The sequence below is a fragment of the Janthinobacterium sp. PC23-8 genome, assembly GCF_002250505.1.
Lineage (GTDB): Bacteria > Pseudomonadota > Gammaproteobacteria > Burkholderiales > Burkholderiaceae_D > Janthinobacterium.
In genome coordinates, this window is sequence record NZ_NJGY01000004.1 from 582,470 (window position 1) to 603,101 (window position 20,632).

At 63.4% G+C, this 20,632-nt stretch carries 19 protein-coding genes; 7 read left to right on the top strand and 12 right to left on the bottom strand.

Features of this window, described 5'->3' with window-relative positions; genetic code table 11:
- The first annotated feature begins 3 nt into the window (after window positions 1-3).
- On the top strand, window positions 4-285 hold the full coding sequence (locus CD932_RS26125) for a hypothetical protein (protein WP_094445776.1): 282 nt from the start codon (window positions 4-6) through the stop codon (window positions 283-285).
- Window positions 286-299: 14 nt separating this feature from the next.
- Here CD932_RS26125 and CD932_RS26130 read toward each other — a convergent pair whose 3' ends face one another.
- The 7 genes from CD932_RS26130 to CD932_RS26160 form a co-directional block, all read right to left on the bottom strand.
- The gene (locus CD932_RS26130) at window positions 300-1,538 is read right to left on the bottom strand and encodes a Zn-dependent hydrolase (RefSeq protein ID WP_094445777.1); all 1,239 of its coding nucleotides are present in this window, start codon (window positions 1,536-1,538) and stop codon (window positions 300-302) included.
- A 14-nt stretch (window positions 1,539-1,552) separates the two neighbouring features.
- Window positions 1,553-2,944, bottom strand: a complete 1,392-nt coding sequence (hydA, locus tag CD932_RS26135) for a dihydropyrimidinase (RefSeq protein ID WP_094445778.1) — start codon at window positions 2,942-2,944, stop codon at window positions 1,553-1,555.
- 26 nt (window positions 2,945-2,970) lie between these two features.
- Entirely contained in the window at window positions 2,971-4,455 is a 1,485-nt protein-coding gene (locus tag CD932_RS26140) for an NCS1 family nucleobase:cation symporter-1 (RefSeq protein WP_094445779.1), read from the bottom strand.
- Window positions 4,456-4,586: 131 nt separating this feature from the next.
- Window positions 4,587-5,867 (bottom strand): NAD-dependent dihydropyrimidine dehydrogenase subunit PreA, encoded by a 1,281-nt coding sequence (preA, locus tag CD932_RS26145; protein WP_217907372.1) that lies wholly within the window; start codon window positions 5,865-5,867, stop codon window positions 4,587-4,589.
- Entirely contained in the window at window positions 5,867-7,234 is a 1,368-nt protein-coding gene (locus CD932_RS26150; protein ID WP_176461145.1) for an NAD(P)-dependent oxidoreductase, read from the bottom strand. Before CD932_RS26150 ends, preA begins: the two co-directional genes overlap by 1 nt.
- A 51-nt stretch (window positions 7,235-7,285) precedes the next feature.
- Window positions 7,286-8,788 (bottom strand): CoA-acylating methylmalonate-semialdehyde dehydrogenase, encoded by a 1,503-nt coding sequence (locus CD932_RS26155; RefSeq protein ID WP_094445782.1) that lies wholly within the window; start codon window positions 8,786-8,788, stop codon window positions 7,286-7,288.
- Window positions 8,789-8,796: 8 nt separating this feature from the next.
- Complete coding sequence (locus CD932_RS26160) at window positions 8,797-10,125, bottom strand: aspartate aminotransferase family protein (RefSeq protein ID WP_254926770.1); 1,329 nt, start codon at window positions 10,123-10,125, stop codon at window positions 8,797-8,799.
- A 232-nt stretch (window positions 10,126-10,357) separates the two neighbouring features.
- On the opposite strand from CD932_RS26160, the gene CD932_RS26165 reads away from it, so the two are divergent.
- Window positions 10,358-11,818: a PLP-dependent aminotransferase family protein gene (locus tag CD932_RS26165; protein WP_094445887.1), complete on the top strand. Its 1,461-nt coding sequence runs from the start codon at window positions 10,358-10,360 to the stop codon at window positions 11,816-11,818.
- A 10-nt stretch (window positions 11,819-11,828) separates the two neighbouring features.
- Window positions 11,829-12,515: a TetR/AcrR family transcriptional regulator gene (locus CD932_RS26170; protein ID WP_094445784.1), complete on the top strand. Its 687-nt coding sequence runs from the start codon at window positions 11,829-11,831 to the stop codon at window positions 12,513-12,515.
- Window positions 12,516-12,544: 29 nt separating this feature from the next.
- On the opposite strand, the gene CD932_RS26175 is transcribed toward CD932_RS26170, so the two are convergent.
- Complete coding sequence (locus CD932_RS26175; RefSeq protein ID WP_094445888.1) at window positions 12,545-13,498, bottom strand: choice-of-anchor A family protein; 954 nt, start codon at window positions 13,496-13,498, stop codon at window positions 12,545-12,547.
- A 227-nt stretch (window positions 13,499-13,725) separates the two neighbouring features.
- Between CD932_RS26175 and CD932_RS26180 the strand changes: the two genes are divergently transcribed.
- The 4 genes from CD932_RS26180 to CD932_RS26195 all read left to right on the top strand — a co-directional run bounded on the left by CD932_RS26180 (window position 13,726) and on the right by CD932_RS26195 (window position 16,371).
- A complete protein-coding gene (locus tag CD932_RS26180; protein ID WP_094445785.1) occupies window positions 13,726-14,223 on the top strand; it encodes a hypothetical protein in 498 nt (165 codons plus the stop codon).
- 147 nt (window positions 14,224-14,370) lie between these two features.
- Complete coding sequence (locus tag CD932_RS26185) at window positions 14,371-14,637, top strand: hypothetical protein (protein WP_254926771.1); 267 nt, start codon at window positions 14,371-14,373, stop codon at window positions 14,635-14,637.
- A gap of 139 nt (window positions 14,638-14,776) precedes the next feature.
- Window positions 14,777-15,199, top strand: a complete 423-nt coding sequence (locus tag CD932_RS26190; RefSeq protein WP_094445786.1) for a VOC family protein — start codon at window positions 14,777-14,779, stop codon at window positions 15,197-15,199.
- Between the two features lie 11 nt (window positions 15,200-15,210).
- Window positions 15,211-16,371: a dipeptidase gene (locus CD932_RS26195; RefSeq protein ID WP_217907373.1), complete on the top strand. Its 1,161-nt coding sequence runs from the start codon at window positions 15,211-15,213 to the stop codon at window positions 16,369-16,371.
- An 11-nt stretch (window positions 16,372-16,382) separates the two neighbouring features.
- Here CD932_RS26195 and CD932_RS26200 read toward each other — a convergent pair whose 3' ends face one another.
- The 4 genes from CD932_RS26200 to CD932_RS26215 are packed head-to-tail and all read right to left on the bottom strand — an operon-like array spanning window position 16,383 to window position 20,572.
- Entirely contained in the window at window positions 16,383-17,594 is a 1,212-nt protein-coding gene (locus tag CD932_RS26200) for a nucleoside deaminase (protein ID WP_094445788.1), read from the bottom strand.
- A gap of 7 nt (window positions 17,595-17,601) precedes the next feature.
- A complete protein-coding gene (locus tag CD932_RS26205; protein ID WP_094445789.1) occupies window positions 17,602-18,009 on the bottom strand; it encodes a cytidine deaminase in 408 nt (135 codons plus the stop codon).
- Window positions 18,010-18,025: 16 nt separating this feature from the next.
- A complete protein-coding gene (gene deoA, locus CD932_RS26210) occupies window positions 18,026-19,348 on the bottom strand; it encodes a thymidine phosphorylase (RefSeq protein WP_094445790.1) in 1,323 nt (440 codons plus the stop codon).
- A 30-nt stretch (window positions 19,349-19,378) separates the two neighbouring features.
- Window positions 19,379-20,572 (bottom strand): phosphopentomutase, encoded by a 1,194-nt coding sequence (locus CD932_RS26215; protein WP_094445791.1) that lies wholly within the window; start codon window positions 20,570-20,572, stop codon window positions 19,379-19,381.
- Between the last annotated feature and the right edge of the window lie 60 nt (window positions 20,573-20,632).

Consider the following 20,632-nt stretch of genomic DNA (forward strand, 5'->3'; position numbering starts at 1 on the left):
CGCGTGAATGATCATAAACTCGACAGCGCCCTCGCGGCAGCCCTGCTTGTGCCCGATGAAGCGGGCGGGCTGCCGCTGACGGTGTTTCTCGATGTTGCCATTCCCCTGGACGATCAGCAGAAGCAGATGCTGGAACGATGGGGCATCAATACCGCAGACGGCGCCGCAACGCTGACCGCCCGTGTACCGCGCGCCGCGATCACCGAACTGGCAGCGCAGGCCTGGGTCCTGGGCCTGTCGCTATCGGCGGTATCGCGGCCCTTGCGCATGCCGCGCATGCCCTGATAACGCCTTGGTCCTCAGGAAACCACGCGGGCCCGCTCCAGCATCGCCAGCAGCAGCACATTGCAACCCGCTTCCAGGTGTTCGGGCTTGGCGTCCTCGATTTCATTGTGGCTGATGCCGTCCTTGCAGGGCACGAAGATCATGCCGGCCGGCGCCAGGCGCGCCGCATAGATGGCGTCGTGGCCAGCGCCCGAGACCACGTCCATCACGGAATAACCGAGCTTTTCGGTGGCGTTGCGCACCGCGCCCACGCAGTCGGGGTGGAACGGCGTCGGCGCAAAATACGACACCTGCTCGATGGTGATGTCCAGGCCGGTGGTGGCCTGGGTGCGGCCGATAAAGGCGCGGATATCGGCGTCCATGGTACCCAGCAGCTCGTCATTCACATTGCGCAGGTCGATGCTGAATTTGACTTCACCGGGGATCACGTTGCGGCTGTTCGGGAATACCTGCACCATGCCGACCGTGCCACGCCCATACGGTGGGTAGCGGTGGGCAATCGCCACGACTTCCTGCATGATGCCGGTGGCGACCTGCAGCGCATCCTTGCGCAGGCCCATCGGCGTGGGGCCCGCGTGCGCCTCCATGCCGTTGACGGTGCAGTCGTACCAGCGCAGGCCCATCACGGCCGGCACCACGCCGATCACCTTGTCGGCGTCTTCCAGCACCGGACCCTGCTCGATATGGGTTTCAAAGTAGGCGCCGATGGGATGATCACCCGGCACTTGCGGGCCCTTGTAGCCGATACGTTCCAGCTCTTCGCCGACCGTCTTGCCTTCGGTGTCTTTCGCCGCATACGCGGTCGCTAGCGAAAACGCGCCGCAGAACACGCCCGAACCCATCATCACGGGCACGAAGCGCGAACCTTCTTCGTTGGTCCAGAAGGCCACCTCGATCGGCGCCTGGGTCTTGATCTTCAGGTCGTTCAGGGTGCGCACCACTTCCAGGCCCGCCAGCACGCCATAGTTGCCATCGAACTTGCCGCCGGTGGGCTGGGTGTCGATATGGCTGCCCGTCATCACCGGCGGCAATGAATTGTCCACCCCGTCGCGGCGCATGAAGACATTGCCGATCTGGTCGATGGTGATACTCATGCCGGCCTCGCGGCCCCAGCGCACCACCAGGTCGCGGCCCTCTTTGTCGAGGTCGGTCAGCGCCAGGCGCTTGACGCCGCCTTTTGCTGTCGCGCCGATCTGCGCCAGTTCCATCAGGGCCGCCCACAGTCGTTCGCCGTTGATACGTGGTTCAGTCATCAATAACTCCTTTGTTATACGGTGGCGGCGGAAAAAGCCGGGCGTTCGATATAGCGCCCCGCTCCTTCCACCGCCATCAGTTCGCCCTGGTGGAACACCACCTTGCCGGCGGCAATCGTGGTGACGGGAATGCCGCGCACGGTGCGCCCTTCGAAAACATTGAAGCCGCCTCGCGCAAACTGGGTGGCGGCGGAAATCGTGCGCGTGGCCTGCGGGTCCCACAGCACGATATCGGCGTCGCTGCCGACGGCGACTATGCCCTTGCGCGGATAGATATTGAAGATCTGCGCCGCATTGGTCGAACTGACCTTGACGAATTCGGATGGCGTCAAGGTGCCGGAATTGACACCGGCGTCCCACACCACCGCCATGCGTTCCTCGACGCCGCCGCAGCCGTTCGGGATGCGCGTGAAGTCAATCTTGCCGGCCGCTTTCTGCCCGGCGCAGAAGGTGCAATGGTCGGTGGCGGTGGTGTGCAGGTTGCCGCTTTGCAGGCCGTGCCACAGCGCCGCCTGGTGGTGCTTGCCGCGAAACGGCGGGCTCATGACGTGGCCGGCCACGTAGTCGAAATCGTCGCCCTGATACACGCTGTCGTCGATCACCAGGTGGCCGGCCAGCGCCTCGCCATACACGCGCTGGCCATTGGCGCGCGCGCGCGTGATCGCGTCGAGCGACTCGGCGCACGAGACATGCACGATATACACGGGGGTGTTCAAGACATTGGCGATGGCGATGGCGCGGTTGGCCGCTTCCGCTTCCACCGCCGGCGGGCGCGACAGCGGGTGCGCCTGTGGCCCCGTGATGCCTTTTTTCAGCAGGTCCTGCTGCAGCTGGTAGACCAGTTCGCCGTTTTCCGCATGCACGGTGGGTAGGGCGCCCAACTCCAGCGAGCGGGTAAAACTCTTGATCAGGGTTTCATCGTCGGCCATGATGGCGTTCTTGTAGGCCATGAAATGCTTGAAGCTGTTCACCCCATGCTCGCGCACCAGCACACCCATCTCTTCATGCACCTGCTCGCTCCACCAGGTGATCGCCACGTGAAAGGTATAGTCGCCGGCCGCCTTGGCCGACCACGCGCGCCACTGGTGATAGGCCTCGATCAGCGACTGCTTCGGCGCGGGAATGACGAAATCCATGATGGTGGTGGTGCCACCGGCCAGACCCGCCGCCGTACCGGTGAAAAAGTCGTCGGAGGTGACCGTGCCCATGAAGGGCAGATTCATGTGGGTGTGCGTGTCTATCCCGCCCGGCATCACATACAGGCCGGCCGCATCGATGACGGTGGCGCCCGCAGGGACGGCAAGATGGTCGCCAACGGCGGCGATCAGATCGCCTTCGATCAGCACATCGGCGCGAAAGGCCCGGTCGGCGTTGACGACGGTGCCGCCGCGTATCAGTGTAGTCATGCTTGTCTCCTCCATGGTGAAACTGATCAGGCCAGCGGCGCCTGCTGCACGCGCACCGGCGACTTGCCCTTCATCATGACGCCGTAGACCACGGCGGCAATCGCCACGCCGACAAACCAGGCGTAGGTGTAAATGGTTTTGAACGTCTCGCCCACGCCCGGAAACGCGGCGGGGAAAGCAGCGTTCAGGAAGCCCGGAATGTTGGGCAGCACGGCGATCACAAAAGCCACCAGCGCGGCCATGTTCCAGCCATTGCCGTACGAGTAGACACCATCGTCGCGGTACAGCTGCTTGACGTCGAGTTCGGTTTTACGGACAAAGTAATAGTCGACGATCAGGATGCCGGCGATGGGACCGAGCAGCGCCGAATAGCCGATCAGCCAGGTGAAGATATAGCCTTGCGTCGATTCGAGCACCTTCCACGGCATCATGACGATGGCGATAAAGGCCGTGATATAGCCGCCCATCTTGTACGAGATCTGCTTCGGCGCCAGCGACGAAAAGTCATACGCAGGGCCGACCAGGTTGGCGGCAAGGTTGACGCTGACGGTATCGATCAGCAGGATGATCAGCGCGATCAGCACGGCGGCGCCCGTCATGCGGCTGGCCAGGTCGACCGGGTCCCATATGGCCTTGCCGTACATGACGACAGAACCGGCAGTGACGATCACGGCCAGCATGGCGAGCAAGCCCATCGGCACCGGCAAGCCGACCGACTGGCCGATGATCTGGTCGCGCTGGGTCTTGGCAAAGCGCGTGAAGTCGGGAATGTTCAGCGCCAGCGTGGCCCAGAAGCCCACCATGGCCGTCAAGGACGGCCAGAACACGATCCAGAACTGGCCGGCCTTCTTGCCGCCTTCGACGAATTGCGAGGGCTGGTCGAGCAGGCTGCCCACGCCGCCGGCCTTGCTGTGCACCCAGTACAGCAGCACGAAGCAGATCAGGATTTTCAAGGGGGCGGTATAGGTTTCCAGTTTGCGGATCGCCTCCATGCCATGCAGGATGTAATAGAACTGGATGGCCCAGAACGCCAGGAAGCACAGCAGCTGGCTGCCGTTGATGCCCAGGCCGGCGATCTTCTCGCCGCCCAGCTCATGGCCGGCCAGCACGCCCATCAGCGTATAGATCATCTGGCCGCCGAACCAGGTCTGGATGCCGTACCAGCCACAGGCGACAATCGCGCGCATCAGGGCCGGCAGGCGCGCGCCGCTGGTGCCGAACGAGGAACGCGCCAGCACCGCATACGGAATGCCGTATTTGGTGCCTGCATGGCCGATCAGCAGCATCGGCAGCAGCACGATGGCGTTGGCCAGGAACACCGTCAGCACGGCCTGGTAGCCGGACATGCCGCTGTCGATCAGGCTGGCCGACAGGGTGTAGGCGGGAATGCACATCACCATGCCGACCCACAGGGCGGCGAAGTGATACCAGCGCCAGGTACGCTGGGCCGCCGTGGTGGGCGCCAGGTCTTCATTCCATAGCTGCGTGTTGCCTGAATAGTCGTGGTTCACGGGTAGACTCCATCGGTAGCGGATACGGGATACGGGAAAAGGATTTGCGACAAAGACGATTGCATCAAGCAATCGAGCTTACCGCAATCAACGGGGAATGTTTATAAATAAACACACGCAAAAATCGTGCCCTATACCGTTTCCAGCACCGCCCGCGGGTTTCTGGGGTCTTGCGTCCAGTTCATGTAGGGCTTGCCTGTTGCTTGCGGCACCATGGTGATGCAGCCCTGCACCGGACAGGTGATTTCGCACAGGTTGCAGCCCACGCATTCTTCCTTGATCACCTCGTAGGTGCGCGTGCCGGCGGCGTCGATCAGCTGCGCGATCGACTGGTGCGAGGTGTCTTCGCAGGCCACATAGCACTTGCCGCATTTGATGCAGTCGTCCTGGTTGATCTGCGCGATCACCTGGTAATTCATGTCCAGGTATTTCCAGTCCGTCGTGTTGGCCACGGCCTTGCCGGCAAAGTCGCTGATGCGCGCATAGCCTTTCTCGTCCATCCAGCGCGACAGGCCGTCCTTCATCTCGTCGACGATACGGAAACCATGCAGCATGGCGGCCGTGCAGACCTGCACGCAGCCGGCGCCCAGGGCCAGGAATTCGGCCGCGTCGCGCCAGTTGCCGATGCCGCCGATGCCGGAAATCGGCAGGCCGCGCGTTAGCGGATCGCGGGCGATTTCGGCCACCATATTGAGCGCGATCGGCTTGACGGCCGCGCCGCAATAGCCGCCGTGGGTGCTGGCGCCGCCGACTATCGGCAAGGCCACCATGCGGTCCAGGTCCAGCGAGGTAATCGAGTTGATGGTGTTGATCAACGATACCGCGTCGGCGCCGCCGGCCTTGGCCGCACGCGCCGGCATGCGCACGTCGGTGATATTGGGCGTGAGCTTGACGATCACCGGCAATTTGCTGTGCTTCTTGCACCAGGCGGTGACCATCTGCACGTACTCTGGCACCTGGCCCACGGCCGCGCCCATGCCCCGCTCCGGCATGCCGTGCGGGCAGCCGAAATTGAGCTCGATGCCGTCGGCGCCCGTCGCTTCCACCTTCGGCAAAATATCGGCCCAGTAGTGCTCTTCGCACGGCAGCATCAAGGAGACGATCATGGCGCGGTCGGGCCAGTCCTTTTTCACCTGCGTGATTTCGCGCAGGTTGATTTCCAGGGAGCGGTCGGTAATGAGCTCGATATTGTTGAAGCCGACCACTTCGCGGTTCTTGCCGTACAGGGCGGAATAACGCGACGAAACATTGACGGCGGCCGGGTCTTCGCCCAGGGTTTTCCACACCACGCCGCCCCACCCCGCTTCAAACGCGCGCACCACATTGTAGGCCTTGTCGGTCGGCGGCGCGGAGGCCAGCCAGAAAGGGTTCGGCGCCTTGATGCCGCAAAATTCGATGCTCAGATCAGCCATTATGCAGCCTCCACTTTGTTGAGAAGATCGGCATGGATGGCCAGTGCGGCCAGCTTGCCATGCTGGACGGCTTGCACCGTCAGGTCCTGCCCCGGCGCCACGCAGTCGCCGCCCGCATAGATGCCCGGCAGCACCGTGCGAAAACCGGCGTCAACAAAGATCTTGTCGCCTTCGCGCCGCAAGAGCGCTGCCATCGGGTCGTTCAGCACCTGCGTATCGAGGCTCTGGCCGATGGCCTTGAAGATGGCGTCGGCCACCACGTCCATCGTCTCGCCCGTGCCCATCAAACGCGCGCCGTCCATGCGGGTTCTTTCAAAGCGCATGCCGGCCACCTTGCCCTCGCTGTTCAACAGCACCTGCTGCGGCTGGGCCCAGGTCAGCATGCGTACCTGGTTGGCCTTGGCGATCTCCTGTTCATGGTGGGTGGCCGTCATGGCGTCGAAACCGCGGCGGTAGACCAGCGTGACTTCTTCGGCGCCCAGGCGCTGGATCTGCACCGCCATGTCGATGGCCGTATTGCCGGCGCCAATCACGATGGCGCGCTTGGGCACCGGCAGCGCGGCCAGGTCGTCGGCCTGGCGCAGCGCGCTGATATAGTCGACGGCGGCCAGCAAACCCGGCGCATCTTCGCCCGTCAGGCCCAGCTGGCGGCTGGCGCCCAGTCCCAGCCCCAGGAACACGGCGTCGTACTGCGCATGCAGCTCGCGCAGCTGCACATTTTCACCGAGCACCTGGCTACATCGGATGCTGATGCCGCCGATCCCGAGCAAAAACTCCACTTCCTTCTGCGCGAAGTTGTCGGTCAGCTTGTATTTGGCGATGCCGTATTCATTGAGGCCGCCGGCCTTGCCTTCCTTTTCAAAGATCACCACGTCATGGCCCAGCATGGCCAGGCGGTGCGCGCACGACAGGCCGGCCGGGCCGGCGCCGACAATGGCGATGGTCTTGCCGGTGGCGGCGGCGCGCTTGAACGGATGGCTGGCGAACCGCATGTGGTCGACCGCATAGCGCTGCAAGAGGCCGATTTTCACGGGCTGGCCTTCGGCGTCGTGGTTGCGCACGCAGACGTCTTCGCACAGGATTTCTGTCGGGCAGACGCGGGCACAGCTGCCGCCCAGGATATTGCTTTTCAGGATGCCGACCGCCGCGCCATTGATGTTCTTGTCATGGATATTGCGGATAAAGCTGGCCACGTCGATCTCGGACGGACAGATGCGGCTGCACGGCGCATCGTAGCAATACAGGCAGCGCGCGCTTTCGATGGCGGCCTGGCGCGCCGTCAAGGGCGGCGCCAGGTCGGTGAAGTGGCCGGCCAGTTCAGCGCCGGGCAGCTCGGGGGGCGGCAAATAACGCAGGGATTCGATCATCACGCTTTCCTCTTGTTCGCTACGGTCAATGGTGGGTGACGGGTGACGCCCTTACTTCATCTGTGGAAAAGCAAATTCCACACCAGCGCTGGCGGTATTGGGCCAGCGCTGCATCACGGCCTTGTGGCGCGTGTAGAAGCGCACGCCTTCGGGGCCGTACGCATGGTGGTCGCCGAACATGCTGCGCTTCCAGCCGCCGAAACTGTTGAAGGCCATCGGCACCGGCAGCGGCACATTGACGCCAACCATGCCGACCTGGATCTGGCGCACGAATTCGCGCGCCACGCCGCCGTCGCGCGTGTAGATGGCCACGCCATTGCCGTACTCGTTGGCGTTGATCAGCTCTACCGCATGCACCACGTCGGGCGCGCGCAGCATGCACAGCACGGGGCCAAAAATTTCTTCCTTGTAGATGCTCATGTCGGGCGTCACATGGTCAAACAGCGTGCCGCCGACAAAGAAGCCGTTTTCGCGCCCCACCACCACGTGGTTGCGGCCATCGACGACCAGGGTCGCGCCCTGCTCCACGCCCGAGGCGATCAGTTTTTCGATGCGCTGCTTGGCGGCAAGAGACACCACCGGACCCATTTCCGCACCGTCGGCCATGCCATCGCGTACTTTCAGTGCGGCCGTGCGCGTTGCCAGTGCGTTGATCAATTTGTCGCCCGCGTCGCCGACGGCCACCACCACCGAAATGGCCATGCAGCGCTCGCCGGCCGAACCGTAGGCCGCGCCGATCAGCGCGTCGACCGTCATGTCCATGTCGGCGTCGGGCATCACCACCATATGGTTTTTCGCGCCGCCCAAGGCTTGGACGCGCTTGCCGCTGGCGCTGCCGCGCGCATAGATATATTCGGCAATCGGGGTCGAACCGACAAAGCTGATGGCCTGCACCACCGGGTGATCGAGCAGGGCGTCAACCGTGACCTTGTCGCCCTGCACCACGTTGAACACGCCATCGGGCAGGCCCGCCTCTTTCAGCAATTTCGCATGCAGCAGCGAGGCCGACGGATCGCGCTCGGACGGCTTCAGGACAAAGGTATTGCCGCAGGCAATTGCCACCGGGAACATCCACATCGGCACCATCACCGGGAAATTGAAGGGCGTGATGCCGGCCACCACGCCGAGCGCCTGGCGCATCGACCAGGCGTCGATGCCGCGCGAAATCTGGTCCGTGAATTCGCCTTTCAGCAATTGCGGTATGCCGACGGCAAACTCGACCATCTCGATGCCGCGCGCCACCTCCCCCTGGGCGTCGGCAAAGGTCTTGCCATGTTCACGCGTGAGCATGGCGGCAAATTCATCGGTGTGCTGCTGGCACAGCTGCAGGTAGCGAAACAGCACCCGTGCACGGGTCAAGGGCGGCGTGGCCGACCACGACGGAAAGGCGGCGGCCGCCGCTTGCACGGCCGTGTCGACGTCCTCAAGCGTGCCCAGCGCGACCCTCGCCACCGGCTCGCCCAGGGCGGGGTTGTACACGTCGCCGTAGCGCCCGCTCCGGGTGTCGACTTTGGCGCCGTTGATAAAGTGGGTAATCGTATCGAGATCGTTCATGGGTGTTCCTAGTCGAGATTTTTGAGTACGGTGGCCAGCTTGCCGAACAGCTCGTCGATATGCTGCTTTTCCAGCACCAGCGGCGGCGACAGGGCGATAATGTCGCCGGTGGTGCGGATCAGGACGCCGTCGGCAAACGCCTGCTTGAAGGCGCTAAAGGCGCGCGCGCCGGGTTTGCCGGCGATGGCGTCAAGTTCGATGCCGGCGATCAGGCCGATGCTGCGCAGGTCGATCACGTGCGGCAGGCCTTTCAGGGAATGGACCGCATCCTGCCAGTAAGCCTGCATGCTTTTTGCGTGACCGAGGATGTCCTGTTCCTCGAACACCTGCAAGGTCGCCAGCGAGGCGGCGCAGGCCAGCGGGTGGCCGGAATAGGTGTAGCCGTGGAACAGTTCAATGCCGGGCGGCGCGTCCATGAAGGCGTCGTGGATATGCTGTTTGCTGAACACGGCGCCCATCGGCACCATGCCGTTGGTGAGACCTTTGGCGGTGGTCATCAGGTCCGGTTCGACGTCGAAATAGTCGGCGGCAAATGGCGTCGTCATGCGGCCAAAGCCGGTGATCACTTCGTCGAAAATCAACAGGATGCCGTGTTTGGTGCACAGTTCGCGCAAGCGTTTCAAGTAGCCCTTGGGCGGGATCAGCACGCCGGTGGAGCCGGCCACCGGTTCGACGATGACGGCGGCAATGGTGGAGGCGTCATGCAGGGCGACGATGCGTTCGAGTTCATCAGCCAGGTGGGTGCCGTATTCGGGTTCGCCTTTGGTGTAGGCGTTTTTTTCCAGGTTGTGCGTGTGCGGCAAATGATCGACGCCGGGCAGCATGGGGCCGAAGGTCTTGCGGTTGCCGGCGATGCCGCCCACCGATATGCCGCCAAAGCCCACGCCGTGATAACCGCGTTCGCGGCCGATCAACCGCGTGCGACCGCCCTCGCCGCGCGCCTTGTGGTAGGCCAGTGCGATTTTCAGGGCCGTGTCCACCGCTTCGGAACCGGAGTTGGTATAGAACACATGGCCGAATTTATGGCCCGTGTAATCCATCAGTTTTTCAGCCAGTTCAAAGGCGGCCGGATGGCCCATCTGGAAGGTGGGCGCGAAGTCGAGCTGGCCCACCATGTCGCGGATGGCGCCGACAATCTTCGGTTGCGCATGGCCGCAGGGCACGCACCACAGGCCGGCCGTGCCGTCGAGAATGCTGTTGCCGTCGACGTCCTTGTAATACATGCCTTCGGCCGACACCAGCAGGCGCGGATTGGCCTTGAAGTCGCGGTTATTGGTAAAGGGCATCCAGAATGCCGACATCGATGCCGGCCTTGCTGTATGACTGAATTCGCTCATGAATTTCTCCCAGGAATGCTGACATGCCGCCAAACATTGTTTTTGACGGCGCGTAAAATAATTTACCGGTTGGCAAAAAGCTGATGTAATAATAGGCAGGCCATCACCGATAAGCACAGATACACAAACGGCAAAAAACCCCAACCGTACAGGTCATGAAACCACTACAGTTTTTGTGCAGGCAGCATAAGGAGCCACCGTGAAGCACAAAGCAAGCGAAGACGCGGACGAGGTGCAGGAAACCGTGCCGGAAACCGCACCGGAAGCGGGCAGCGGCTGGCCCGTGCTGGAAATCGGCCGCCACAAGAAAGGCGGCCTGGTCGAGCAGATCGTGACCGCCATCAGCGTGATGGTGGGCAGCCGCGCGCTGCGCATCGGCACGCGCATGCCCTCGGTGCGCCAGTTTGCCAAATGCAATGGCGTGTCGACCTTCACGGTGGTCGAGTCGTATGACCGGCTGGTCAACCTGGGCTTGCTGTCGTCGCGGCGCGGCTCCGGCTATTTTGTCGCCCGCCACGACGTGGCCGGCTCGCCGCAGACGCCAGCCCATGCCAGCGCCACCCCCAGCGCCATCGACGCACTGACGCCCGACCTGTATTCGGGCGTGTCGGAGGCGCTGCCGGTGGGCGCCGGCTGGCTGCCGCCGGAAATGTATGGCGAAGCGACCATCCTCGACGCCGTGCGCCAGGCCATGCGCATCCCCGCCAGCCGCCTGCGCGGCTATGGCCATCCACTTGGTTTTGCCTCGCTGCGCCAGCACCTGGCTGGCAGCTTGTCCGACGAGCTGTTCCAGGTCGAGCCGGACCAGGTATTGCTCACCCACGGCGCCACCCATGCTTTTGACCTGATCCTGCGCAGCCTGACCAAGCCGGGTGATACGGTGCTGGTGGAAGAGCCCGGCTACAGCAATCTGCACTCGCTGATACGCCACCACGGCTGCATCCCGGTCGGCATTGCACGCGGCGAAGCGGGGCTGGACCTCGATGCGCTGGCCCTGGAAGCGGCGCGCACCCAGCCGAAGATCATGTTCGTCAATACGGTGCTGCAAAACCCGCTCGGCACCTCATTGAGCCAGGCGCAGACGCACCGGCTGCTGGCGCTGGCCGAACAGTTCGATTTCTGGCTGGTGGAAGACGATATCTACCGCGAACTGGCCGCGCGCGGCGAAGCGTCGCTGGCGGCCATGGACGGCTTGCGGCGCGTGATCCGCGTCGGCAGCTTTTCCAAGACCCTGTCGCCGGTGCTGCGCGTGGGCTCGATCTGCGCCTCGCCCTCGCTGGTGGCCGAACTGGTGCGCGTAAAAATGCTGGCCGGCCTGACAACCTCGGAAATCAATGAGCGCGCCGTGCTGCACGCGGTCTCGGCGCGGCCCTACAAACGCATGATCGAGCGCCTGGTGGCGCAGCTCGATGCGGGGCGCGAGCGCAGCATCGACTGCCTGGCGCAGGCCGGCCTGGCACCGGTGGCGCGTCCGCGCGGCGGCATGTTCGTCAGCGCCGGCTGGCCCGACGTGCAAACGCCGCAGTGGAACGGCAAGCTGGTGGCCGAGCAGGCCTTGAAGGCCGGCATTTTGCTGTCGCCGAATGAATTTTTCATGTTGCGCGCGCCCAGCACCGTGTGGTTCCGTTTTAACGTCGCCTACACCGATCACCCGGTGCTGCAGGCATTCCTGCAATCGATACGCCCACGCTAAAGGCACGCCCATGGCCAGCGACAAATCCCCTGCCCCGCAGCTGAAAAGCGCCAGCGGACGGCGTCTGCAAAACCGCGACCGCCTCGAGAGCGACATCCTGCTCCAAGCCGTGCGCGTATTCGCCGAAAGCGGCTACGAGGGCGCGTCGATCGCCACCATTGCCGAACGGGCCGGGCTGTCGAAGCAGAACCTGATGTACTACTTCCCCAGCAAGCAGCAGTTGTACCAGCGCGTGCTCGACGATGTGCTCGACGACTGGCTGGCGCGCATGGACCTGCTGGCCCATCCCGACGACGAACCGGGCGACGTGCTGCGCGCCTATATCAGCGCCAAGCTGCGCTTTTCGCGCGAGCAGCCGTGGGCCTCGCGCGTGTATGCGCTCGAGGTGATCAATGGCGCGCCGCTGTACGGCGGGCAGATACGCGACAGAGTGGTGCCGCTGCTGCGCAAGGATATCGCCGTGTTCGAGCAATGGATCGCCGCCGGCAGGATCGCGCCGGTCAACGCCACCCACCTGATGTTTACCATCTGGGCCATGACGCAGTCGTATGCCGATTTTTCGGCGCAGATGGCGCTGGTGCTCGATCGCAAGCAGCTGCTGCGCCGCGACTTCGACGAAGCCGAACAGCTGATCACGCGGATGGTGCTGGCGGTCGTGGCCGTGCCGGATTTGACGGGCGAAAAAAAACCGCCCTGAAGACGGTTTGCAAAGCAGGTGGCGCAAGCTTACGCTGCGGCCTTGTTCTTGCGGCGGCGCGCGACGAAACCGACCAGGCCCAGGCCGGCCAGCAGCATGGCCCAGGTGCCTGGTTCCGGCACCGGCGAGACGGCGGCCGCAAAACCGGCCACATCGGTGGCGGCAAACGCCTTGTTATTCAGGGTCAGGTCGGCGTTCCAGCCACCGGCCACCACGGTACCGAGGATTTTGCCACCGCCTCCGCCGATCACCGCATTCGGCGCCAGCACGCTGCCCAACACTTCGATGCCGCTGAAATTGACGCTGGTGGCATCGACAAAGTTGAACAGCACGTTGTAGCCATTCAAGGCATTCATGCTCATGTTGCCCCAATTGGCATTACCGGTCAGGTTGAAGATCAGGGTCTTGGTCACGCTGCTGTCGAGCGTGGACTGCAGGTTGTTGATCGATGCAAACGCGCTGGAAGTCATGTTGAACACTTCCACTGACTTGGCGCCGCCGGCACCGCTGGTCAGCGTCACCTGATTCGGCGAATACTTGTCGAGTACCTGAGCGCTGCCGGTGGCCGACAAGGTGGAAATGGCGCTCGATGTCTTGGTCACATTGCTCGATGTGGTGGCAAACGACATCGCTGGCGCCGCCGAGGCCGGCGTGTGGGACAGGTTGGTGTTGGCCGCGATATTGGTGGTGGCGGCGTAATAGCCGCCAGCCAAGCTCCCATTGGAATACGAGAAATTGCCGCTGGAGATCACCGAATAATTGCCATAGGCGCCAGTGCCGACATTATACGAGCTACCCGATACATTGCCGTTTGCGACGATACCGCCGGCGATGCTGTTGTTGCCGACCGAGATATTGCTGAGGGAATAAAGATTCGCCTTGCCGACCAGGCCGGACAGGTCAAGCACATCGGCCTGGGCGGCGCCCGCTGCCATTGCAGTGGACAGTATCAGCAACGCTGGCACTTTCGACAAGGTTTTCATTTTATTTCCAAAATTAACATTAACTTACCTAGAGGATATCATATTTACGTCTTTTGACTTGTCTCAAAAATAGATTATCTGTACTAAATAAATAACAATTATTTTCCAAAATGCAACTATCGAGCTATGCGGCACAAGCAGGCCAACAGCCCCTGCCCGCAACGAAATTCCCAAAGAACAATAGTCCAGTGATAGCATGGCGCGCTCACTACAGACAGAGGACAGGCATGAAACAGTTACCATCGCTGCGCCAGGCAGCCTGCGCAGCATTGCTGGCACTGGCGCCGGCGGCGCAAGCCCAGACCGCGGGCCTGATCGAGAACCGGCCACTGAGCGAAACCTGGCTCAACGCGGGCTTTTATTCCTACCATTTTCAGCGTGACAAGAACCTGAACGACAGCAATCCGGGCCTCGGTGCCGAATACCGTTTTTCCACGGTGGCGTCGGCCACGGCGGGACGCTTCTACAATAGCGACCGCGCCTATTCGAACTACCTCGGCGTGTATTACCAGCCCTTGCATGTCGGGCCGCTGCGCGTGGGCGCCGTGATCGGCGGCTTCAACGGCTATCCGAAGATGCGCGACGGCGGCTGGTTCCCGGCCCTGATTCCCACCGTCAGCTATGAATACCAGCGCGTCGGCATCAATCTCGCCATCGTGCCGTCCTACAAGGACCGCCTGTATGGCGCGCTGAGCTTCCAGCTGAAGCTGAAGGTGTTCGAGTAGACGTTTTATCCTGTCCTGCCGTCGTTCATGCCGGCGATTCTGCAATCCGTCGCAGGCTTGATGCCTGCCGGCAAGGCGCTGGCTATAGTGCTTCATCGCCAGGCCAGCAGATGGCCGCCGGCACTCGACAACGACAGGAGAAACAGCATGAAAGACATCAATTCGGCAGCGGGCAATGCAAGTTTCGACAGCTTCTGGCAAGGCTTGTCCGGCCTGGCGCGCCAGGGCATGGACGCGCTGGGCGCCATGTCCTGGCCCATGCTGCTGGCCTGCGCCATCGGCCTGGCCCTGTTCATCACCATCCTGCCGCTGGTACTGACCCTGTTCCTGATCTTCCTGCTGGTCAAATGGGCCAGCAACAGCGGCGGCTTCGGCTGGGATAAAAAAACAGCAGCGCAACAACCGCCGCAATAGTGCCTGCCGGTAACCATGCAAGGGAATCATTCTTGCCGGGGTAGCAAGGGTAGCCTATAGTGAGATGGACCGCGCGGCATGGAACGCAGCGCGCCATCGATGATCGAAGCTACTCCATCCCCGTTACAGGAGTGTTCCCATGAGCAGCACCGCAAAGGCCACCAGGGCCACTACCATTGCCTGCCTGCGCTACCACGACGCGCCGGCCGCGATTGCCTGGCTGTGCCAGGCGCTGGGGTTTGAAAAACAACTGGTCGTCCCCGACAACGACGGCGGCATCGCCCATGCGCAGCTCAGCTTCGGCAACGGCATGATCATGCTGGGCTCCGTCACCGACAGCGAATACGGTCGCCTGATGCGCCAGCCTCGCGAGCTCGACGGCGCCAATACGCAAAGCTGCTATCTGGTGGTCGAGAACGCCGACAGCGTCTACCGGCGCGCGGTCGAGGCCGGCGCCGAGATCGTGCTCGACATCAAGGATGAAGAATACGGCGGGCGCGGCTTTACCTGCCGCGATCCCGAAGGCCACATCTGGAGCCTGGGCACGTACGACCCATGGTAAAACGGAGCACCATGATCATCAGCATCGCCGCCACCGGCCTGGTCCTGCTCGGCGGCTTCCTGGCCACCCCCGCACTGGTCGACAAGAACATCAACCAGATCTACCCCGTCACCGCCCCGGCGCCATCAAAGCAGGCGCTCACCTTGCACCGCAGCCTGTGGATTGCCGACCTGCATGCGGACAGCCTGCTGTGGCAGCGCGACCTGAACCAGGCGGGCGGGCGCGGCCATCTGGACTTCCCGCGTCTGGCGCAAGCCAATGTGGCGCTGCAGGCATTTTCCGTCGTCACTAAAACGCCGCGCAAGATGAATATCGAGCATAACGACGGCGACAGCGACAATATCACCGCGCTGGTGATGGCGCAGGGCCTGCCGCCGGCCACCTGGCACAGCCTGTTGGCACGCGCACTGTACCAGGCCAAGGAGCTGCGCCAGCTGGCCGATGCCAGCCACGGCACCATGCGCGTGATCGGCAGCCGCGCCCAGCTGCGCGCTTTTATTGCCGCGCGCGAGCAGGACCCGCGCCTGATGGCCGGCTGGCTGACCCTGGAAGGCGCGCATGCGCTCGAAGGCCAACTCGGCAATCTTGATAGCTTGTACCGCGCCGGCTACCGCATGGCCGCGCCGACGCATTTTTTTGACACCGAATGGTCCGGCTCGCAGCACGGCATGGTCAAGGGCGGCCTGACGCCGCTGGGACGCGACTGGCTGCGCGCCATGGAACAGCGCAAGATGATCGTCGACCTGGCCCACGCGTCCGGCGCCACCATCGAGGACGTGCTGACGCTGGCGCAACGCCCGGTGATGGTGTCGCATACGGGCGTGCGCGGCACTTGCGCCAATGGCCGCAATCTCAGCGACGCGCAACTGACACGCATCGCCGCGCAAGGCGGGCTGGTGGGCATCGGTTTCTGGAACACGGCCGTCTGCGGCAAGGACGTCAAGGCCATCGCGCGCGCCATCGTGCATGCGGTGGCGGTAATGGGCGTGGCACATGTGGCCTACGGCTCGGACTTCGATGGCGCCGTCACCACCGCCATCGACGCGGCCGGCCTGCAGCGCTTGACCCAGGCGCTGCTGGACGCGGGCCTGTCGCCGGCGCAGATACGCCGCATCGCCGGTGAAAACGTGCGCGACTTTTTGCTGAAAAACCTGCCCGATGATGATGCCTGACTGAGCGACGCTCAGGAGAGCGCCGCGATCAGCGCCTGGTCCGCCACCTGGCGCGGCTCGATTTTGATCAGCTTGCTGTACAGCGGCGGCAGCGCCTGGCACAGCGCCAGCAAATCAGCCTCAGGCATTGCTGCGCGCACATACTGGAACTGCGCCGGATTGTTTTCGGGCAGCGCCCCTTCCATGGTCGAGCCATACGCGCCCAGGGTCATGAAGCTGGCCGCACCGTCATCAAGTCCGCCGGACAGCACGAAAGTGCCGTGCTTGGGGTGGCCCAGGTAGCGCTTGATGTCTTCCTGCTGCGCACTGTCTTTTCCTGCCATCAATTCATGGCGCAGCTGCGCATACTGGCGCGTGCATTCCATGAACGGCGTGCGTATCAGCGACTGCGACTGCCGACCCGGCAGGCACAGCAGCAAGTTGCCAAAGGAATCGAGCAGGGCCGCTGCCTCGCCCGCGCCGCCGTCGCGCCTGTCCTGCTCCATGGCCGCTTGCAAAAACGGTGCCAGTCCCGCGTCGGGCGCATGCGGCGTACAGCGGTAGCTCAAGGCTGCGCGATAACGCTGGCGCAGCGCGACCACCACGGCGTGATCGGGCGGCAAGCTGGCCGGATCGCACAGCGGACCGGCATCGCCGGCGTGCAGCAGCCGCATCACCTGTGCGACCATCGATTCGAACACCAGCGTGCACAGCGCCTGCGTCGCCTCGTGGATGCTCTTGCCGATAAAAAAAGGTTTTGGTGGAGCGCCCGAGGCGGCGCGCGCATACTCGGTATCGCCGCGCACGGCCGGATAGCAAAAGCGGCTGGCCGCCTGCGCGCGCAGCGGCGCCGGCAAGGCCGTGAAACTGGCGCGATTATCGTAATTGATGCCGGCATTGCCATCGGGCGCGGCCACCACCACATGGAAGCCGGCCGCCAGGATGGCGCCCGTGCACATGCAGCAGGGGTCGAGCGAGGTGACGAGGGTCAGTTCCTGCGGCGCTGGCAGGACGGCGCCTGCTGATACTTGCGCAAAATACCAGTCGACCAGCTGGCGCTCGCCATGCGCGGTAGGGTCCGCCACCAGGCCGCCCTGCACCACATTGTTGTGCATCGATTGCAGCACGTTGCCAAAGCCGTCGAGCAGCACGCCGCCGACAGCGAAGGTGCCCTGGGTCCTGGCCGCCAGCGCTTCGGCCGCGGCAATCGCCACGGCGGCCTGGATATCGATGGTCTTGTTCAACTTGACCTTATTTCATATCCAGGTCGGAGCTGCCAAAACCATGGGGCAGCAGCCAGCCGGCCGTCACTTCCATGATGTCGTTGTTCAGGTTGGTCAGCAGCACCGGCAGGTCGGCGCCGCCCAGCTCGAACATCACCTGGCGGCAGGCGCCGCAGGGCGAAATCGGCTGGGCCGTGTCGCCGGTGACGGCCAGCTTTTCAAAATCGCCCGGCTGGCAGCCAGCCGCGATGGCGCTGAAAAACGCGGTGCGCTCGGCGCAGTTGCACAGGCCGTAAGCGGCGTTTTCCACATTACAGCCACGAAATACGCGGCCATCCTTGCACAGCAGCGCCGCGCCCACCTTGAAGCGCGAGTAAGGCGCATAGGCCAGTTCACGGCCGGCGTTGGCTTCGGCGATCAGTTCTTCGTTGTTCATTATTTCCCCATGATTGTTACGGACGTATCGTACGATAAATCACCGGCCTGGCCGTCAGGGCCACCGCACTGATCTCATACGCCGCCTGGATTTCCTTCACGGCCTGCTGCGCCGCCGCTTGCGTGCGCGCATGCACTATCGCCAGAGGCTGACCGACGGCGACCTGTTCGCCCAGGCCCACCAGATCCGTCAGGCCGACGGCAAAGTCGATCGCGTCGCTCGGACGGCGGCGGCCACCGCCCAGCGACACCACGGCAAGACCGATGGCGCGGCAGTCGCGCACATGGGCAAAACCGGCGGCCAGCGCTGGCGCCGGCACCACGAACGGCGCACGCTCCAGGTGCTGGTCCGGGTTCTCGATCAAATCCGCCGGGCCGCCCAGGGCCGACACCATGCGCGAAAAACGCTCGGCTGCCGCGCCCGAGGCGAGCACCGCTTCGAGCTGGACGCGCGCTTCTGCTTCGCTGGCGGCCAGGCCGCCCAGCACCAGCATTTCGGCGCACAGCGCCAGCGTCACTTCATGCAAGCGCGCCGGGCGCGAACGCCCCGTCAGGTAATCGATGGCGCCGCGCACTTCAAGCGCATTGCCGGCGTACGGCGCCAGCGATTCGTTCATGTCGGTCAACAGGGCCGAGGTCTGCATGCCGGCGCCATTGCCGACGGCGACGATGCTCTCGGCCAGTTCCACCGACTTGTCGTAGGTCGGCATAAAGGCGCCGCTGCCCACTTTCACGTCCATTACCAGCGCGTCGAGCCCGGCCGACAGTTTTTTCGACAGGATCGAGCCGGTAATCATGGCCACCGATTCAACCGTGGCGGTAACGTCGCGGATGCTGTAGAAACGCTTGTCGGCCGGCGCCAGCTGCGCCGTCTGGCCGATAATGGCCACGCCAACTTCCTGCACCACCTTGCGGAACAGTTCATTGTCCGGCACGGTGCAGTAGCCGGGTATGGCGTCGAATTTGTCCAGCGTGCCGCCCGTATGGCCCAGGCCGCGGCCCGAGATCATCGGCACATAGCCGCCGCACGCGGCGATCATCGGCCCCAGCAGCAAGGAGACCACGTCGCCCACGCCGCCCGTCGAATGCTTGTCGAGCACGGGGCCGGGCAGGTTCAGCGAGCGCCAGTCCAGCACCTGGCCCGAGTCGCGCATGGCCAGGGTGAACGCCACGCGCTCGTCCATGTTCATGTCATTGAAAAACACCGCCATGCCCAGCGCGGCGATCTGGCCTTCGCTGACGCTGCCATCGGTAATGCCGCGCACGAAAAACGCGATCTCCTCGGCGCTCAGCACGCCCTTGTCGCGCTTCTTGCGGATGATTTCCTGGGTTAAGAACATTGAAACTCCAATCCGAGAATGAAGACGTGCTTACAGTACATTGACGCCATTGGCCAGCGGCGCGACGCCCAGATGATGGGCCAGCGTCTGGCCGATATCGGAGAAGCTTTCGGAAATACCGAGCGCGCGCGGCGCCACGCCAGGGCCGAAGAAGATCATCGGAATATGTTCGCGCGTGTGGTCCGAGCCGTGCCAGGTTGGGTCGCAGCCATGGTCGGCGGTGATCACCACCAGGTCGCCTTGTTTTAGTTTCGCCATGAATTCCGGCAGGCGCGCGTCCATTTCGCGCAGCGCGTCGGCGTAGCCTTCGGTATTGCGGCGGTGGCCGTAGGCCTGGTCAAAGTCGACGAAATTGACGAAGGTGAGCGACTTGTCCCCGACTTCGTCGGCGGTTTTCAACAGCGCTTCGAACAGCGCCATATTGTCGACGCCTTTCACCACGCGCGAGATGCCTTGGGTGGCGAAAATGTCGCTGATCTTGCCCAGGCCGACGACTTCGCCGCCGGCGTTTTTCACATGATCGAGCAGGGTCGGTGCGGGCGGCGCGACAGCGTAGTCGTGGCGGTTGCTGGTGCGCGTGTACTGGCCGTTGCTGCCCGTGAAGGGGCGCGCGATCACGCGGCCGATATTGTAGGGTTCGACCAGCTTGAAGGCCATTTCGCACACTTCGTACAGGCGCTCCAGGCCGAACGATGCTTCGTGCGCGGCGATCTGCATCACCGAGTCGCCCGAAGTGTAGATGATCAGCTTGCCGGTGGCGACATGTTCGTCGCCATGCTTGTTGATGATGTCGGTGCCCGAAGCGTGGCAGTCGCCAAGGAAACCGGGCACGCCCGACATGGCCTTCAATTTGTCGGTCAGGTCTTGCGGGAAGGACGGCGTGGTGCGGGGGAAATATCCCCAGTCGAATTCGACCGGCACGCCGGCGATTTCCCAGTGGCCGCTTTGCGTGTCCTTGCCGGTGGAACGTTCGCGCGCGGCGCCATAGGCGCCCGTAAAGCCGTCGCGCTGGTCGAAGCCGGTGGCCCATTCGCCGCTGGCGAGGTGGGCGGCGGCGCCCAGGCCCAGGCGCTCCATGTTCGGCAGGGTCAAGGTCTTGCCGCTGTTGGCGACAGTGCTGGCGATATGGCCAAAGGTGTTGGCGCCTGCGTCGCCGTACTTGGCGGCGTCTGGCGTCGCGCCAAGGCCGAAGGAATCGAGCAGGAGGATAAATGCGCGTGACATGATAAGGCTCGCTGTAGAGGTAATGCCGATAGTGTAGGCCGGATCGTCCGGCCTCGCCGC

Excerpts from the sequence above, each read along its gene's own strand:
- CD932_RS26130 (WP_094445777.1), bottom strand. The coding sequence starts at position 1,538 with ATGACTGAACCACGTATCAACGGCGAACGACTGTGGGCGGCCCTGATG.
- hydA (WP_094445778.1), bottom strand. The coding sequence starts at position 2,944 with ATGACTACACTGATACGCGGCGGCACCGTCGTCAACGCCGACCGGGCC.
- preA (WP_217907372.1), bottom strand. The coding sequence starts at position 5,867 with ATGGCTGATCTGAGCATCGAATTTTGCGGCATCAAGGCGCCGAACCCT.
- CD932_RS26150 (WP_176461145.1), bottom strand. The coding sequence starts at position 7,234 with ATGATCGAATCCCTGCGTTATTTGCCGCCCCCCGAGCTGCCCGGCGCT.
- CD932_RS26155 (WP_094445782.1), bottom strand. The coding sequence starts at position 8,788 with ATGAACGATCTCGATACGATTACCCACTTTATCAACGGCGCCAAAGTC.
- CD932_RS26160 (WP_254926770.1), bottom strand. The coding sequence starts at position 10,125 with ATGAGCGAATTCAGTCATACAGCAAGGCCGGCATCGATGTCGGCATTC.
- CD932_RS26170 (WP_094445784.1), top strand. The coding sequence starts at position 11,829 with ATGGCCAGCGACAAATCCCCTGCCCCGCAGCTGAAAAGCGCCAGCGGA.
- CD932_RS26175 (WP_094445888.1), bottom strand. The coding sequence starts at position 13,498 with ATGAAAACCTTGTCGAAAGTGCCAGCGTTGCTGATACTGTCCACTGCA.
- CD932_RS26180 (WP_094445785.1), top strand. The coding sequence starts at position 13,726 with ATGAAACAGTTACCATCGCTGCGCCAGGCAGCCTGCGCAGCATTGCTG.
- CD932_RS26185 (WP_254926771.1), top strand. The coding sequence starts at position 14,371 with ATGAAAGACATCAATTCGGCAGCGGGCAATGCAAGTTTCGACAGCTTC.
- CD932_RS26190 (WP_094445786.1), top strand. The coding sequence starts at position 14,777 with ATGAGCAGCACCGCAAAGGCCACCAGGGCCACTACCATTGCCTGCCTG.
- CD932_RS26195 (WP_217907373.1), top strand. The coding sequence starts at position 15,211 with ATGATCATCAGCATCGCCGCCACCGGCCTGGTCCTGCTCGGCGGCTTC.
- CD932_RS26205 (WP_094445789.1), bottom strand. The coding sequence starts at position 18,009 with ATGAACAACGAAGAACTGATCGCCGAAGCCAACGCCGGCCGTGAACTG.
- deoA (WP_094445790.1), bottom strand. The coding sequence starts at position 19,348 with ATGTTCTTAACCCAGGAAATCATCCGCAAGAAGCGCGACAAGGGCGTG.
- CD932_RS26215 (WP_094445791.1), bottom strand. The coding sequence starts at position 20,572 with ATGTCACGCGCATTTATCCTCCTGCTCGATTCCTTCGGCCTTGGCGCG.